General features: G+C 70.1%; 14 protein-coding genes. 1 reads left to right on the forward strand and 13 read right to left on the reverse strand.

Going from position 1 to position 14,496, the window contains the following annotated elements:
* Window positions 1-4: 4 nt before the first annotated feature.
* On the reverse strand, window positions 5-1,228 hold the full coding sequence (locus CYR75_RS12160) for an RsmB/NOP family class I SAM-dependent RNA methyltransferase (protein ID WP_404825374.1): 1,224 nt from the start codon (window positions 1,226-1,228) through the stop codon (window positions 5-7).
* 150 nt (window positions 1,229-1,378) lie between these two features.
* On the opposite strand from CYR75_RS12160, the gene CYR75_RS12165 reads away from it, so the two are divergent.
* On the forward strand, window positions 1,379-1,552 hold the full coding sequence (locus tag CYR75_RS12165; RefSeq protein WP_101500278.1) for a DUF1674 domain-containing protein: 174 nt from the start codon (window positions 1,379-1,381) through the stop codon (window positions 1,550-1,552).
* Between the two features lie 37 nt (window positions 1,553-1,589).
* Here the strand turns inward: CYR75_RS12165 and folD are convergent, their stop codons facing one another.
* The 12 genes from folD to CYR75_RS12225 form a co-directional block, all read right to left on the reverse strand.
* Window positions 1,590-2,468 carry a bifunctional methylenetetrahydrofolate dehydrogenase/methenyltetrahydrofolate cyclohydrolase FolD gene (gene folD / locus CYR75_RS12170; RefSeq protein ID WP_101500279.1) on the reverse strand — a complete coding sequence of 293 codons (879 nt, stop codon included), beginning with the start codon at window positions 2,466-2,468 and terminating at the stop codon, window positions 1,590-1,592.
* Between the two features lie 411 nt (window positions 2,469-2,879).
* Window positions 2,880-4,781 carry an ATP-dependent zinc metalloprotease FtsH gene (gene ftsH, locus CYR75_RS12175; protein ID WP_101500280.1) on the reverse strand — a complete coding sequence of 634 codons (1,902 nt, stop codon included), beginning with the start codon at window positions 4,779-4,781 and terminating at the stop codon, window positions 2,880-2,882.
* Window positions 4,782-4,838: 57 nt separating this feature from the next.
* A complete protein-coding gene (gene tilS, locus CYR75_RS12180; protein ID WP_225972713.1) occupies window positions 4,839-6,098 on the reverse strand; it encodes a tRNA lysidine(34) synthetase TilS in 1,260 nt (419 codons plus the stop codon).
* Window positions 6,088-7,107, reverse strand: a complete 1,020-nt coding sequence (locus tag CYR75_RS12185) for a tol-pal system YbgF family protein (RefSeq protein ID WP_101500281.1) — start codon at window positions 7,105-7,107, stop codon at window positions 6,088-6,090. Before CYR75_RS12185 ends, tilS begins: the two co-directional genes overlap by 11 nt.
* Window positions 7,108-7,109: 2 nt before the next feature.
* Window positions 7,110-7,670, reverse strand: coding sequence for an OmpA family protein (locus tag CYR75_RS12190; protein ID WP_225972714.1), 561 nt, complete (start codon window positions 7,668-7,670; stop codon window positions 7,110-7,112).
* 21 nt (window positions 7,671-7,691) lie between these two features.
* The gene (gene tolB, locus CYR75_RS12195) at window positions 7,692-9,146 is read right to left on the reverse strand and encodes a Tol-Pal system protein TolB (protein ID WP_158644651.1); all 1,455 of its coding nucleotides are present in this window, start codon (window positions 9,144-9,146) and stop codon (window positions 7,692-7,694) included.
* Window positions 9,143-10,978, reverse strand: a complete 1,836-nt coding sequence (locus CYR75_RS12200) for a hypothetical protein (protein WP_101500283.1) — start codon at window positions 10,976-10,978, stop codon at window positions 9,143-9,145. Before CYR75_RS12200 ends, tolB begins: the two co-directional genes overlap by 4 nt.
* Before the next feature lie 4 nt (window positions 10,979-10,982).
* On the reverse strand, window positions 10,983-11,432 hold the full coding sequence (locus CYR75_RS12205; RefSeq protein ID WP_101500284.1) for an ExbD/TolR family protein: 450 nt from the start codon (window positions 11,430-11,432) through the stop codon (window positions 10,983-10,985).
* A gap of 4 nt (window positions 11,433-11,436) precedes the next feature.
* On the reverse strand, window positions 11,437-12,135 hold the full coding sequence (tolQ, locus tag CYR75_RS12210; RefSeq protein ID WP_101501036.1) for a protein TolQ: 699 nt from the start codon (window positions 12,133-12,135) through the stop codon (window positions 11,437-11,439).
* Between the two features lie 83 nt (window positions 12,136-12,218).
* Window positions 12,219-12,620, reverse strand: coding sequence for a tol-pal system-associated acyl-CoA thioesterase (gene ybgC / locus CYR75_RS12215; RefSeq protein WP_101500285.1), 402 nt, complete (start codon window positions 12,618-12,620; stop codon window positions 12,219-12,221).
* Window positions 12,620-13,408 carry an inositol monophosphatase family protein gene (locus CYR75_RS12220; RefSeq protein ID WP_101500286.1) on the reverse strand — a complete coding sequence of 263 codons (789 nt, stop codon included), beginning with the start codon at window positions 13,406-13,408 and terminating at the stop codon, window positions 12,620-12,622. The genes ybgC and CYR75_RS12220 overlap by 1 nt, the downstream gene beginning before the upstream one ends.
* Before the next feature lie 116 nt (window positions 13,409-13,524).
* Window positions 13,525-14,451 (reverse strand): LysR family transcriptional regulator, encoded by a 927-nt coding sequence (locus CYR75_RS12225; RefSeq protein ID WP_101501037.1) that lies wholly within the window; start codon window positions 14,449-14,451, stop codon window positions 13,525-13,527.
* Window positions 14,452-14,496 lie beyond the last annotated feature (45 nt).

A 14,496-nucleotide genomic window follows, 5' to 3' on the forward strand; every position in this document is an offset into this window, starting at 1 on the left:
GTATCTAGCGGGGCGCCAGCGGCTTTCGCAAGCCGGCGATGAAGAACCCGTCCATGCCGCCCAGATCGGGCCAGTGATCGGGCCGCAAGCGCAGCCCGCCCTGCGCGGTCAGCCAGTCGGGCGCGATGCCGGGCAGGTCCACCGGCAACACGCTCAGCCCCGGATGCCGCTGCAACGCGGCGGCAAGCTGGTCCTCGCCTTCGACCGGCAGCAGCGAGCAGGTGGCAAAGACCAGCCGCCCGCCCGGCGCCAGCAGGCTTAGCGCGTGGTCGATCAACTGCGCCTGCAACGCCGTCAGCCCGGCCAGCGCCGAGCCGTCGCGGATCAGCGGCAGGTCGGGATGGCGGCGGATGGTGCCGGTGGCCGAACAGGGCGCGTCGAGCAGGATGGCGTCGGGCGCGCGGTCGGGCGTGAATTGCAGGGCATCGCCCACGACCACCTCGGCCGAAAGCCGGCAGCGGGTCAGGTTCTCGTGCAGGCGCGCCAGCCGCGCGGCCGACAGATCGACCGCCGTCACCTGCGCCCCGGCCGCCGCGATCTGCAGCGTCTTGCCGCCCGGCGCGGCGCAAATGTCCAGCACATATTCGCCCGGCTGCGGGTCCAGCAGCCGCACCGCCATCGCTGCCGCCGCGTCCTGCACCCACCAGTCACCCTCGGCAAAGCCCGGCAGGGCACTGATCTGCCCCGCCTCGCGCAGGCGGTAGCTGCCGCTTGGCAGCTTTTCGCCCGGCGCAGTGCGGCCGGGCTGGGCGGTCATGTCGAGGGGCGCGCCCTGCTGATGCGCGGTCTCGATCGCCAGCGCCACGTCTTCGCCCCAGGCGGCGATGACGGGGTCGCGCAGCCAGTCGGGCATCATCTCGGGCGGCAGCGCGGCCCATGCCTCGCTTTGCCCGGCCACCTTGCGCAGCACGGCATTCACCATCCCGGCGGCGGCGCAGCCCTTGGGCCCCATGCCGCGCACCAGATCGACCACGGCGTTGACGACGCCATGCGGCGCCTCGCCCAGTTCCAGCAGCTCGACCACGCCAAGGCGCAGCGCGTCCAGAACCTCGGGGCGGGGCTTGCGGGACAGAAGCGGGACCAGCAGCGCGTCGGCGCGGTCGATGTTGCGCAGCACCGCCAGCGCCAGCCGCTGCCCGCGCGCCCGCTCGGCCGGGTCCAGCCGCGCCAGCGCGGTCGGCTGATCCGACAGCGACAGCCCCTGCCCGACGCCCGCCAGCAGGCGCAGCGCGCCCTTGCGCGCGGCATCGACGCGCGGCGGCGGGGTCGCAGCCTGCCCCGGCGGGCGCTGCGAGCGTGGTTTGCGTGCTGGCGGCTTGTTCAAGTCGTGCCCTTTCCCTAGATCAATCGGTGATACCGCAACGAAAGGCTGCCCGCCATGACCGACAAAAGCGATCTGCCCCCCGAAGCGCAACGCGCCCTGGCCGAGGCCGAACAGCGCCGCCAGCAGGCCGCGCCGCTGAATCTGCCGAAAGAGCTGGGCGGCCGCAACGGACCCGAACCGGTCCGCTTCGGCGATTACGAGAAAAAAGGCATCTGCGTCGACTTCTAGGACGCGGCTTGCCTGAACCGCTTTGCGTGCAGCCGGCTTACGGCGTTAGCCCCTCGGGGTCCGGCAGCCCGTTGGCGCGGCAGCAGGCGGTCAACGTGTTGGCCAGCAGGCAGGCGATTGTCATCGGCCCGACGCCGCCCGGAACCGGGGTCACGGCACCGGCGACCTCGGCCACGCTGTCGTAATCCACATCGCCCACCAGCCCGCTTTCGGTCCGGTTGATGCCAACGTCGATGACGGTGGCGCCGGGCTTGACCCAGTCGCCCCGCACCATGCCGGGCCGCCCAACCGCCGCCACCACGATATCGGCGGCGCGGGTGATCGCGGGCAGGTCGCGGCTGCGCGAATGGGCCACGGTGACGGTCGCGTTGTCGGCCAGCAGCAGCGCCGCCATCGGCTTGCCGACGATGTTCGAGCGGCCGATCACCACCGCGTTCAGCCCCGACAGATCGCCCAGCCGGTCGCGCAGCAGCATCAGGCAGCCCAGCGGCGTGCAGGGCACCATCGCCCGCTGCCCGGTGGCCAGCCGCCCGGTATTGGCGACGGTAAAGCCGTCCACGTCCTTTTTCACCGCGATGGCGTTGATGATCTCGGTCTCGTCGATGTGGTCGGGCAGCGGCAGTTGCACCAGAATCCCATGCACCGCCGAATCCGCGTTCAGACGCCCGATCAGGGCCAGCAGATCGGCCTGCGTCGCCTCGGCCGGCAGGCGATGTTCATAGGAATTCATCCCCGCCGCCACGGTCTGCTTGCCCTTCGAGCCGACATAGACCTGGCTGGCTGGATCGTCGCCCACCAGCACCACCGCCAGCCCGGGCACGAGATCGTGTTCGGCCTTCAGCGCCGCCACCTGCTGGGCGATCCGTTCGCGCAGTTCCGCCGCGAATGCCTTGCCGTCGATGCGTTCCGCCACCATGTCAGCCCCCGAAAACCAGTTGATGCGTTGACCAAAGCGCCGATTTCGGCGTGGCGGTGTCATGCCCGCTGCACCGCCGCCGCGCAACCCGTATCGACGGCCAGGGCGTGGCAAAAATGCCGCGGCGCCGAATCCCGAAACTGAATCGGAACCCTGCGAGAGCGCGCACGTTGGACCGTACAAGGTCAGGAATGAGGGTCGAAGGCGCCAGTGACGCCGGGACTTCAGGACCAATGAAAGGGCAGGCCATGGACAGGCTTGGAATGATCATAAATATCGGGTTTGCGCTGATGCTTGTGGTCGGCGTGACGGTGCTGATGGTCTTGTAAGGACCACGTCACTTGAGGGCCCACAATCGAGCGTGATGGAAAAACCCCGGTCGCAAGAACCGGGGTTTTCCCATGGCGGCGCTTACGGCTGCGGCACGGGTGCCGCCGGTTCGGGCGCCGGACCGCTGCGGCCCGCGCGCGGCACCGCGCCCACCTGCGGAATGCCCGAGGACGGGGTGTCGTCGTCGCCGTCCAACGGCTCGCCACGCACGACCTTGCCGATCTGCTCGCCGGTAAGGGTCTCGTATTCCAGCAGACCCTGGGCCAGCCGATCCCATTCCTCGGATTTCTCCTGCAGGATGCGATAGGCTTCCTGATAGCCTTCCTCGATCAGGGCATGGACCTCTTGCTCGATCAGCTCCTTGGTCGCGGCCGAGACCGAGAAACCGCCGGTGCTGCCCGAGTAACCCTCATGCGCCTCGGCATAGTCGATGCTGCCGACCTTGTCGGACATGCCCCAGCGCATCACCATGGCCCGCGCCAGCGCGCTTGCCTGCTGGATGTCGCCCGCCGGACCGTTTGAAACGCCCTCTTCCCCGTATTTGATGATCTCGGCGGCCTTGCCGGCCATGGTCATGGCCAGCTTCTGCTTGGCCTCGTCCTTGTGGAAGTTCAGGCGGTCCATCTCGGGCAGGCTGACGACCATACCCAGCGCGCCCCCGCGCGGGATGATCGTGGCCTTGTAGACCGGGTCGCATTTCGGCAGCGACAGCCCGACGATGGCGTGGCCGGCCTCGTGATAGGCGGTCTTTTCCTTCTGCTCGGGCGTCAGCACCATCGAGCGCCGCTCGACCCCCAGCATCACCTTGTCCTTGGCGTTTTCGAAATCATCCATGGTCACGAAGCGCCGCCCGATGCGCGCGGCGGTCAGCGCGGCCTCGTTCACCAGGTTCATCAGATCGGCACCCGAGAAGCCGGGCGTGCCGCGGGCGATGATGCGCAGATCGACGTCCGGGCCTTGCGGCACCTTGCGGGCGTGAACCTCGAGGATCTTCTCGCGGCCCTTGATGTCGGGGTTCGGCACGTGGATCTGGCGGTCAAAGCGGCCGGGGCGCAGCAGGGCCGGGTCCAGCACGTCCTTGCGGTTGGTGGCGGCGATGATGATGACGCCTTCATTGGCGTCGAAACCGTCCATCTCGACCAGAAGCTGGTTCAGCGTCTGTTCGCGTTCGTCATTGCCGCCGCCGATGCCGACACCGCGGGCGCGGCCGACGGCGTCGATCTCGTCGATGAAGACGATGCAGGGCGCGGATTTCTTGGCCTGCTCGAACATGTCGCGGACCCGGCTGGCGCCGACGCCCACGAACATCTCGACGAAATCGGAACCCGAGATGGTAAAGAACGGCACGCCTGCCTCGCCCGCAATGGCGCGGGCCAGCAGCGTCTTACCGGTGCCGGGCGGGCCGACCAGCAGCGCGCCTTTCGGGATCTTGCCGCCCAGACGGCTGAATTTCTGCGGGTTGCGCAGGAACTCGACGATTTCTTCCAGCTCTTCCTTGGCCTCGTCGATGCCGGCGACATCGTCGAAGGTCACGCGGCCATGCTTTTCGGTCAGCATCTTGGCGCGGCTTTTGCCGAAGCCCATCGCGCCGCCCTTCCCGCCGCCCTGCATGCGGTTCATGAAGAAGATCCAGACCCCGATCAGCAGGATGAAGGGCAGCCAGACGCCCAGCAGCGACATGAAGCCGGACTGCTGCTGGCGCTCGACCCGCACCTCGACCCCGTTGGCGATCAGGCGGTCGGCGATTTCCTCGCCCTGCGGGCGGATGGTGGTGAACTGCTGGCCGTCGCTGGTCTTGAAGCTGATCGTCTCGCCGTCGATGGTGGCGTTCGAGATCTGCTTGTTGTCCACGCGGCTGATGAACTCGGAATAAGAGAGCTGCCGGCTGTTCATCTGCGACGACCCGTCGCTGAACAGGTTGAACAGCGCGAGGATCATCAGAAACAGGACGACCCAGAAGGCGATATTTCGTGCATTACCCAAAGGGCGATCCTCCGGCGGGGATGGTTTGTGCTGAAAATAGGGATTCGGGGGCGGGGTTCAATGCCCAAGCAGGATTCGGCGGAAATCGGTCAGCTCGCGCAGGGGCGCGGCGGTCAGGCCGGGCGCGGGTGCCAGCGACGGGGCGAACAGGTCGTCGCCGCGCCGGATCGCGGGCAGGGCTTGCGCTTCCAGATGGGTCAGCCCCGCCGCGCGCCAGTCAAAGCGGTGGGCGTCGGGCCCCAGCGGGCCGACCACATCGCCCGGTAACAATCCCGACAGCCGCCAGCGCCGGTCCCAGTCCAGCGTCGGGTGCTGCGCCGTGACCCGCGCCGCCGCGGCCGGTTCGCGGTGAATCAGCAGCATGTGGGCCGGGTCCAGCACCGCGCCCCCCAGCGTCGCCCGGCGGTTCTGCGCCAGCTTGGCCAGCGCATGTTCCACCGCCGCCCGGCGCGGGGGATAGTCGGCGCCGGTGACAAAGCGCAGCCCCGCCAGCAGCAACCGGCGGCGCTGTTCGGGCGGCAGCGCGTCCAGCGCGTCACGGTCCAGCAGCAGGCTGCCGGCGCGGGTCAGGGCGCTGTCGGCAATCCCTGTCAGCCCCGCATCCAACGCATCCCGCGCCGCGGCAAGATGCCGCGCCGACAGCGCCAGCATCGCGGGGTCGAGGCCAAGCTGCCCCATCGCCAGCCGCAGCCGGGCGCGGTGAAAGCGCGGGTCGCTGTTGCTGGGGTCCTCGATCCACGTGACGCCGATGCCGCGCAGCCAGTCGCGCAGCTCGTCGCGCCCCAGATCCAGCAGCGGCCGCAGCCAGATCACGCCGCGATCCTGCCGCCGCTCGGCCATCCGCGCCAGCCCGTCGATGCCCGCCCCGCGCGACAGCCGCATCAGCAGCGTCTCGGCCACATCGTCGCGGGTGTGGCCGGTGGCAACCGCCGCCAAGCCCTGCGAGGCCGCCCAATCGGCCAGCAGCGCCAGCCGCGCCTTGCGGGCATTGCCCATCAGATTCCCCGTGGCCTCGCCGCCGGACCAGTTCAGCACCCGATGCGGGATGCCCAGCCGCTGCGCCTGTGCGCCCGCCATCGCGGCCTCGGCCGCCGAGCCGGGGCGCAATCCGTGATCGACACTCGCCGCCGCCAAGGGGACGCCGCGCGCCGCGGCCCAGCGATGCGCCAGATGCAGCAGCGCGACGGAATCGCCGCCGCCTGACAGCGCGATGCCGAAGCCCCCCGGCAGATCGCCCGCCAGCCGGTCCAGCGCGGCAAAAGCCCGCCGCGTCAGCGCGTCGTGTCGTGGGTCGGTCGCCTCTGGCCTAGCCGTCACTGTCCGCGACCGTGCCGCAGGATGCGGCCTTGGACAAGGCGGGCGCCTCGGCGGCCTCGGTCGTGCCGGGGAAGCGGCGCGTCAATTCGTCAAGATACAGGCAGGCATCCTGCGCCGCGCCCAGCGCGGGCATCAGCCGCGCCAGCGCCAGCAGGCTGGCCGGCGCCGACGGCCCGTCAGGCGCGGCCGAAAACGCCATCAGATAGGACGAGGCCGCCGCCCGATCCTGCCCCTGCCCCTGCTGCGCAAGGCCCAGCAGATGCAGCGCATCCGCCGTCAGCGGACCGCCGGCATGGGCCTCGGTCAGGTGGGTCAGGCGGGTGATCGCCAGCGGCCATTCCTGCGCCGCGATGGCCTGCCGCGCCTCGGCATATTCGCGGGCCTCTTCCTCGGTCGGCGGGGTGGCGCCGCTGGGGGGCGCGCTGATCGGCGGCAGGGTGCTGGCGCTGACGCCGCCCTCGGCCGCGGGTGCCGGGCTGCTGCCGGTCAGATTGGGCAGACCGGGCAGCGCTGCATTGCCGCTGCCGCCCAGTTCGGCGGTCATCAGGCTGCCCAGATCGCAGTTCGGGTCCATCTCGCACAGGCGAAATTCCAGATCGCCGACGCGGTTGCTGCCGTCGGCCACCACCTGCCGGATGCGGTTGGCGAGTTGCTCGGTGCGGTCGGTCAGCGCGGCGATCTGCGCCTCCATCGCGTTCATGCGGTCGATGGCGCTGTCGCCGCCCGCCGCCGCAAAGCCCTGCGCGCCCGAGGCCAGCAGTTCAGCCCGCAGCGCCTGCAGATCGGCGGCTACGGCGCGCAGGCTGGCCTGCATATCGGCCAGCGTCGCGGCATCGGGCTGGGCCGCCGCCTCGGCGCGCGGCTCGGCCCCGTCGAGGTTGCCCAGACCCTGCGCCAGTTCGGCATCGTCCAGCACGATCGCGCCCTGCTGCGCGTGCAGCGGCGCGGCCAGCATCAGCGCGGCCGCGACCGCGGCCGATAGCCCCCGCCGTGCCCTGCCCCGGCCCATCCTCAGACCCCGGCCGCGGGCGGCACGACGACCGTCACCGCGCGGCGGTTGCGGGCGAGGCAGGACGCCTCGGAGGCGCAGATCGCGGCGGGGCGTTCCTTGCCATAAGAGACGGTGCGGATGCGGGCGGACTCGACCCCTTTCGACACCAGATACTCCTGCACCGAGGTCGCCCGCCTTGCGCCAAGCGCGAGGTTGAACTCTCGGGTGCCGGGCTCGTCGGCATGGCCCTCGACCACGGCGCCAAAGCCTGCGTTCTGCGCCAGCCATTGCGCCTGACGGGTCAGCGTCGCCCGCGCCTCGTCGCCCAGAACCGCCTGCCCCTCGTTGAAATAGACGGTGGTCCCGGCCGCCGCGAAATCGGTGCCGGGGGCGATGGTCTGCGCGCCGGGCAGCAGGTTGCCCGGCCGGTTCACGTCGCCGCGATAGATCGCGCCGCCATCGGCGGCCGTGCTGTAGGGATCGCGCACCCCGGCCTGCATCACCACGCCGTCATCGGGCGGGGTGCAGGCGGCCAGCGACAGGGTCGCGGCAAGAACGGGCAGGATCAGGGTCAGACGCATCGATCGGCTCCTCGGCCGCTATCAGGGCAAAAGCGGCCCCCAGGCAGGGTCAGAGGCCGCGATGTTCAGCGCCACAGGTCGCATGTTTCGTCCGGTGATGTCCACCGAATGCAGCCGCCCGCTATCCTCTCCATCGGTGAAGCGTGTGAAGATCAACACACGTCCGTTGGGCGACCAGCTTGGCCCGGCATCGCGCCATGCGGTATCCTCGGCAGCGGCGTCCTCGGGCGCGGGGATCTCCTGCTGCACCGCCTCGGGCGGCAGGTCGGTCGCCTCTTCAAGCGCCTCGCTCAGCGGGTCGGGGGCTTGGAGCCCCGGCGCGACCGGCCCGGACAGGATCTGTTCGTCGGACCCGTCCGGGCGCATGATGCCGATGATCGAGCCGGTCCCGGTCTGGCGGGTAAAGGCGATGCGGTCGCCGCGCGGCGACCAGGCCGGCTCGCCATAGGCGCCCTCGCCCCCGAACGAGATCCGCGTCGGGTTCGATCCATCCGCCCGCATGACGTAAAGCTGCGAACTGCCCGAGCGGTCGCTTTCGAACACCAGATGCTGCCCGTCCGGCGACCATGACGGCGCAGTGTCGATGGACGGCCCCTGCGTCAGCGGCTTGGCGAAGCTGGGATTGTCCACCTGCATGATCCAGATGTCGGTATTGCCCGCCGTCTCGCGCGAGAATGCGATCCATTTGCCGTCGGGCGAATAGCGCGGCGCAAAGCTCATCGCGCGGGGGTCGCGGGTCAGTGGCATGGAGTCAACGCGACCGAGGTCCAGCGACATGATCTGCGCCGTGCCGGTGGCGAAATCGGTGTAGAGGATGGTCCGCCCGTCAGGCGAGAAACGCGGGCTCAGCACCAATTCGCCCGGTTCGGTCAGCCATTGCACCCCGGCCCCGTCCTGATCCATCACCCCGATGCGGGTGACGCGTTCGGTGGCCGGGCCGCTTTCGCCGACAAAGGCGATGCGGCTGTCGAAATAGGGGCTTTCGCCGGTGATCCGGGCATAGATCTGGTCCGCGATCTTGTGCGCGGCCCGGCGCCAGCCCTCGGCCGGGGCGTCGAACTGGATGCCGTCGCCCAAAGGCTGCCCGGCGAAGACGTCGAACAGCCGGAACGCGACCGAGACGCTGCCCTCGGCCTCGACCACGCGGCCGGTCACCACCGCCTCGACCTGCGTGGCCTTCCAGGCGATATAGTCGATGCTGCGCTCGAAATGGGTCTCGGGTGTGTCGCCGTCCTGCGCGATCTCGAAAAGGCCGGTCATGGCCAGATCGGCGGCGATGACCTCGGTGATCTGGTCGCGCAGATCCTGCGCGCCAGCCTCGGCCTCGAAGCGCAGGGCGATAGGCATGGGGCGCTGAACGCCCTGCGTGATCTCGATCCGCAGCGGGCCGTCCTGCGCCTGCGCCGGGGCCGGCGGCAGGGCCGCCGCCAGCAGCAGGGCCGCGATGGTGGCGAGCGAGGCGAGGCGCCGGGTCATTCGATGGCCTCGACACCGGCGGGGGTGAAGGTCATTTCGACATCGTCCCATTCATTATACTTGTCGGCGGGCAGGTCATAGCCCGACCCTTGGCAGCGCAGGATGGCGCGGCGGGCGGCCTCGAACGCCTGCTGGCGGGTGCCGACGGGGTCGATGGGTTCGCCGACAAGGCTGAAGCTGTCGGCGTCGACGGTCCCGTCGCGGTTCATGCGAAAGCCCACGACGACGCGCGCCTCGGCGGCCTCGGTCGCGATGGTGGCGAGGTTCCAGCAGGATTGCACGGCGTCGCGGAAGCCGTCCTTTTCAGACTGCGTCATCGGGACCGAGGCGATCTCGACCCCCTCGGCGCGGGGCAGTTCGGACGGCCGCACCTGGCCCATCGCATCGGCCAGCGCGTCGTCGAGGATCTCGGCCTCGATCGGGGCGGCCCCGGCCTCGTTCAGCGCATCGGTCAGCACGTCGGACCCGCCGCCCTCGCCCTCGCCTTCGGGCGCGTTGCCGTCGAAGGGTGAGGGCATGGCCTCTTGCGCGTCTACGGCGGCCTGTTGCAGCCGCTGCTGTTCGGCCAACTGCTCGGCCAGCGCGTCGATCCGGGCGATCTCGGCCTCGGCGGCGGCCTGACGGGCGGCCTCGGCCCGTTCCTGCGCCTCGCGGGCGAGGCGCTCGCGCTCCTGCCGCGCGGCCTCGGCCTCGGCTTCACGCTGGCGCTGCGCCTCGGCCTGACGTTCGGCTTCGGCTTGGCGTTCGGCTTCGGCTTCGGCGGCGCGTTCGGCTTCCGCCTGACGCGCGGCTTCGGCGCGACGCTCGGCTTCGGCGCGGCGCTCGGCCTCCGCCTGACGCTCAGCCTCCGCCTGCCGCTCTGCTTCGGCTCGGCGCGCGGCTTCTGCCTCCGCCTCGCGTTGCTGCCGTTCAGCCTCGGCTTGGCGCTGTTCGGCCTCGCGCTCTGCCTCTGCCTGTTCGGCGGCCTCGGCGCGGCGCGCCTCTTCAGCCTGCCGCTCGCGTTCCTGTCGGCGCTGTTCTTCGGCGGCGGCCTGCTGTTCCGCCTCGGCGGCGCGGGCGCGGGCAAGGCGGTCCTGTTCCTGCGCCGCTTCGGCCTCGGCCTCGGCGGCGGCGATGCGGGCCGCCTGATCCTCGGCCGCCTGCCGGGCGAGGGCTGCGGCCAGCCGTTCCTGTTCGGCGGCCTGCGCTGCGGCCGCCGCCTGCGCCTGACGCGCGGCCAGCGCGGCCTCGCGCAGGCCGGGCGGGCTGTCAGGGGGCCGGGCGGACCGGGCCAAGGCCAGCGGGGATTGCGGCGGCGCGGGCTCGGCCGGGCGGTCGGGGGCAGCGGTGTCGGGCTGCCCGTCCGGCGTCACGGCGCGGTCGGCCGGGGCGGCATCGGCGGCGGGCGCGGGGATCGCGGGCGCCAGCGTCGCCACATCGACGGGCGCCGGCGGCTGCTGCACATCGCTCAGATCCGGGGCGGGTTCGGTGATCGCCTGCGGCTGCTGCAGGACTGATGCCGCGCTGTCCGGCGTCGGCGCATCCAGCGCCAGATCCGGGCCTTGGGGCGCGGTCGTATCGCCCGGCGCCTGCGGCTGTTCGGGGGCGTTGCCATCGGCGCGCCCGGCCTCGCCCGCGCCGCGCGACCGGGCGGCCAGTTCCTGAAATTCGGCATTCGAGATGGTCGAGACCGCCGTCATCTGCGGCGCCGGGTTTTCCCGCGCCGCAAAGATCGCGCCGCCCAGCACGGCCCAGATCACCAGCAGCGTGTGGCCCACGCCCGACACCCACAGGCCCGCCCGCTCGGCGCGGTCACGGCCCGGCGGGCGCTGCTGTTCAAGCGGGTCCAGCATCGGCCTAGCCGTCCATCCGTGGCCCGCCGGTATCGGTGACCAGCACGATGTCGTTGAACCCGCCGGCATTCAGCGCGCCCATCAACTGCACGACGCGCGCATAGGGGATCGCGCCGTCGGCGCGCAGATAGATCCGCGTCGAATTGCGCCCCGCCGCCAGTTCCCGCAACCGCGAGACCAGGGCGGCCTCGTCCACCTCATCCTCCATCAGGCGCAGCGCGCCCTGGGCGGGCAGCGAGATGGTCAGCGGCTCTTCGGGTTCGGCGGCGACGGCGTTGGCGGCGGTTTCGGGCAGGTTCACCGGCACGCCCACGGTCAGCAGGGGCGCTGCCACCATGAAGATGATCAGCAGCACCAGCATCACGTCGACAAACGGCGTCACGTTGATTTCGGCCATCGGTTGCCGGCGGCTGCGGCCGCGGCGTCCGGGGCGGGCGCGGGACTGGACCTGCATGGCCTTACCCCTCGTTCAGCTGGCGCGACAGGATGGTCGAGAATTCGTCGGCAAAGTTTTCATAGGTCGCGCCCAGACGGTCGGCATCGGCGATGAACTTGTTGTAGAAGATCACCGCAGGAATCGCCGCCAGCAGGCCCAACGCGGTGGCCAGCAGCGCCTCGGCAATGCCGGGGGCGACGACGGCCAGCGAGGTGTCCTGCGCGATCGCGATCTGCTCGAACGCGGTCTTGATGCCCCAGACGGTGCCGAACAGCCCGATGAACGGCGCGGTCGACCCGATCGAGGCCAGCCAGGACAGCCCGCGCGACAGCCGCGCCTCTTCCCGGCCGATGGCCACGTTCATCGAGCGGTCGATGCGGCTTTGGGTGCCGGGGATCATCGCCCCGACCTCGTCCTGCGACTTGCGCCATTCGCCCATCCCGGCGGCAAAGATCCGCTCGGCCGGGCCGCGCGGGGTGGCGCCGATCCGGTCATACAGATCGTCCAGCGGCTCACCCGACCAGAAGGCGCGGTCGAAACGCGCGGCATCGGCGCGTGCGGCGGTGAATTTCAGCAGTTTCTGAACGATCAGCGCCCAGGACCAGAAAGAGGCGAGGATCAGCAGCACCATCACGATCTTGACGATCAGCGAGGCCCGCATGAACAGCGCGACCAGCGAGAAATCGATCGGCTGCGCGGCGGCTGAAGCGAGTTGTTCCATGTTCTGCCCGTAATTGCTGGCCATTTCCGGCCCTTGCGCGGGCTTCTAGCAGCAAATCGGCCGCACGACCAACGAAATGCAGTTCAATTTCGCATGAGTTCCGACAGCGCCGCCGCCAGTCCCGCAGGCAGCCGGCGCGGGCGCATGTCGGGGCCCAGACAGGCCAGCGTGACGCGGGCCGCGAACAGCACGCGGTCAGAGCGGAGCACCTGCTGATCCAGTTCGATCCGGGCCGGGGTCAGGCGCAGCGGCGCGGTGGTCACGGTCAGCGCATCGTCGAAACGCGCCGGGGACAGGTAGTCCGCCTCGACCCGGCGGACGGCAAAGACCGCGCCCTCGACTTCTTTCAGGCGGGTCTGGTCGATGCCCACCTCGCGGATCCACTCGGTCCGGGCGCGTTCGATAAATCGCAGATAGTTGGCGTAATAGACGATCCCGGCCAGATCGGTGTCCTCGTAATAGACCCGGACCGGCCAGCGATGCATCAGTCGCGCGCCCGGATGATGCCGGCGAATTCCGAAAACAGCGCCGTGTTGCCGCAGACGATGTTGCGCGCGTCCTGCACCGGCCCGTCGCCGCGGATGCTTTCGACAAAGCCGCCCGCCTCGCGGACCAGGATGATCCCCGCCGCCACATCCCAGGTGCTGATCCCGCGTTCCCAATAGCCATCATAGCGGCCCGCCGCGACATAGGCGAGGTCGAGCGCCGCCGCCCCGAATCGGCGCACCCCGGCGCAGAAGGGCATCAGCGCGCCCAGATCGCGCAGCGTCGCGGGCAGCGTGCTGCGCCCGCCAAAGGGGATGCCGGTGGCAAAGATCGCCTCGATCATCTGGCGCCGACCGGACACCCGCAACCGCTGCCCGTTCATCCAGGCGCCATTGCCCTTTTCGGCGGTGTAAAGCTCGTCCTTGGCAGCGTCGAAGATGACCCCCGCCACGATCTCGCCCTTGTGCTCCAGCGCGATCGAGACCGCCCAATGCGGCAGCCCGTGCAGGAAGTTCGTCGTGCCGTCCAGCGGATCGACGATCCAGCGCCGGGTCGGGTCTTCGCCATCCTCGGCCCCTGTTTCTTCGCCCAGCCAGCCGTAATTGGGCCGCGCGTTGCGAAGCTCGTCCTTGATGATGCGTTCCGCCTCGCGGTCGGCGCGGCTGACGAAATCGCCCGCGCCCTTGACCGAGACCTGCAGGTTCTCGACCTCGCGAAAATCCTTGATCAGGCTGCGCCCGGCCTTGCGGGCGGCCTTGATCATCACGTTCATATTGGCGCTTTGCATCCGGCGCTCCTGCAATCGGCATGTCGGGTTTGGTCCGCGTTTACGCGCGACGCGGGCGAAAGTGAAGCCACCGCCTGCATCGCCCCCGCATCATGGCCGTCGGCGGGGTGCCGCCGTCACCGCACCGGATCGCGCCCGGCGCGGCGTGCGCCCCGGATCGCCTCGTCCCGCGCCAGTTCCAGCACATGCTGCATATAGGGCAGCGCCAGATCGCCCTCACGCAGGGCGGCATAGGCGCGGCGGCGCAGGCCCTGTGGGCCAAGGCGCAGAAAGGCCAGTTCGGGATTGTCGGCGTGGCGGTCCAGCACCCAGTCTGGCATCACCGCGACACCGCGCCCGGCGGCGACCAGCATCAGCGTCACATCGGTCAGCTCGACCTGCCGGACGGCGCGCGGCTCGACCCCCGCCGGGGTCAGGAATTGCGAGAAGACGTCCAGCCGGGCGCGGTCCATCGGATAGACGATCAGGTTTTCGCGACCCAGATCCTCGGGCTGGACGAACCCCTTGGCCGCCAGCGGATGATCGGCCGCCGTCACCAGCGTTGGCGCGTAATCGAACAGCGGCTGAAAGGTTATGCCGGGCAGTTCCTCGGGGTCCATCGAGACGACCAGATCGACCTCTTCGCGCAGCAGCGCCGGAAGGGCGTCGAAGGCGAGGCGCGCGCGGATGTCCAGATCGACCTCGGGGAAGCGGTGGCGAAAGCGGTCCAGCACCGGCAGCAGCCAGTCGAAACAGGCGTGACATTCCAGCGCGATGTGCAACTGGCCGACCCGGCCCTCATTCACGCCGCGCAGCTCTGATTCGGCGGCCTGGACTAGCGGCAGCACCTGCTCGGCCAGCCGCAGCAGCCGCTTGCCGGCGGCGGTCAGGCGCATGGGCCGGGCGCGGCGGACGAACAGCTCGACCCCGACCTGTTCCTCCAGCGCCTTGACCTGATGCGACAGCGCCGATTGCGTCAGGTTCAGCACCTCGGCGGCGCGGGCCAGCCCGCCCTGATCGTGAATGGCGCGGACGCTGCGCAGATGGCGGAGTTCAATATGCATCGGTTTCATGATAATCATGTGGAATATGAATTTGTCTCACGCAAC

It is taken from the genome of Paracoccus jeotgali (assembly GCF_002865605.1).
Lineage (GTDB): Bacteria > Pseudomonadota > Alphaproteobacteria > Rhodobacterales > Rhodobacteraceae > Paracoccus > Paracoccus jeotgali.

Coding starts and splice junctions, on each gene's coding strand:
- CYR75_RS12165 (WP_101500278.1), top strand. CDS start 1,379: ATGACCGACAAAAGCGATCTGCCCCCCGAAGCGCAACGCGCCCTGGCC.
- folD (WP_101500279.1), bottom strand. CDS start 2,468: ATGGTGGCGGAACGCATCGACGGCAAGGCATTCGCGGCGGAACTGCGC.
- CYR75_RS12185 (WP_101500281.1), bottom strand. CDS start 7,107: ATGGGCCGGGGCAGGGCACGGCGGGGGCTATCGGCCGCGGTCGCGGCC.
- CYR75_RS12190 (WP_225972714.1), bottom strand. CDS start 7,670: ATGCGTCTGACCCTGATCCTGCCCGTTCTTGCCGCGACCCTGTCGCTG.
- tolB (WP_158644651.1), bottom strand. CDS start 9,146: ATGACCCGGCGCCTCGCCTCGCTCGCCACCATCGCGGCCCTGCTGCTG.
- CYR75_RS12200 (WP_101500283.1), bottom strand. CDS start 10,978: ATGCTGGACCCGCTTGAACAGCAGCGCCCGCCGGGCCGTGACCGCGCC.
- CYR75_RS12205 (WP_101500284.1), bottom strand. CDS start 11,432: ATGCAGGTCCAGTCCCGCGCCCGCCCCGGACGCCGCGGCCGCAGCCGC.
- tolQ (WP_101501036.1), bottom strand. CDS start 12,135: ATGGAACAACTCGCTTCAGCCGCCGCGCAGCCGATCGATTTCTCGCTG.
- ybgC (WP_101500285.1), bottom strand. CDS start 12,620: ATGCATCGCTGGCCGGTCCGGGTCTATTACGAGGACACCGATCTGGCC.
- CYR75_RS12220 (WP_101500286.1), bottom strand. CDS start 13,408: ATGCAAAGCGCCAATATGAACGTGATGATCAAGGCCGCCCGCAAGGCC.
- CYR75_RS12225 (WP_101501037.1), bottom strand. CDS start 14,451: ATGCATATTGAACTCCGCCATCTGCGCAGCGTCCGCGCCATTCACGAT.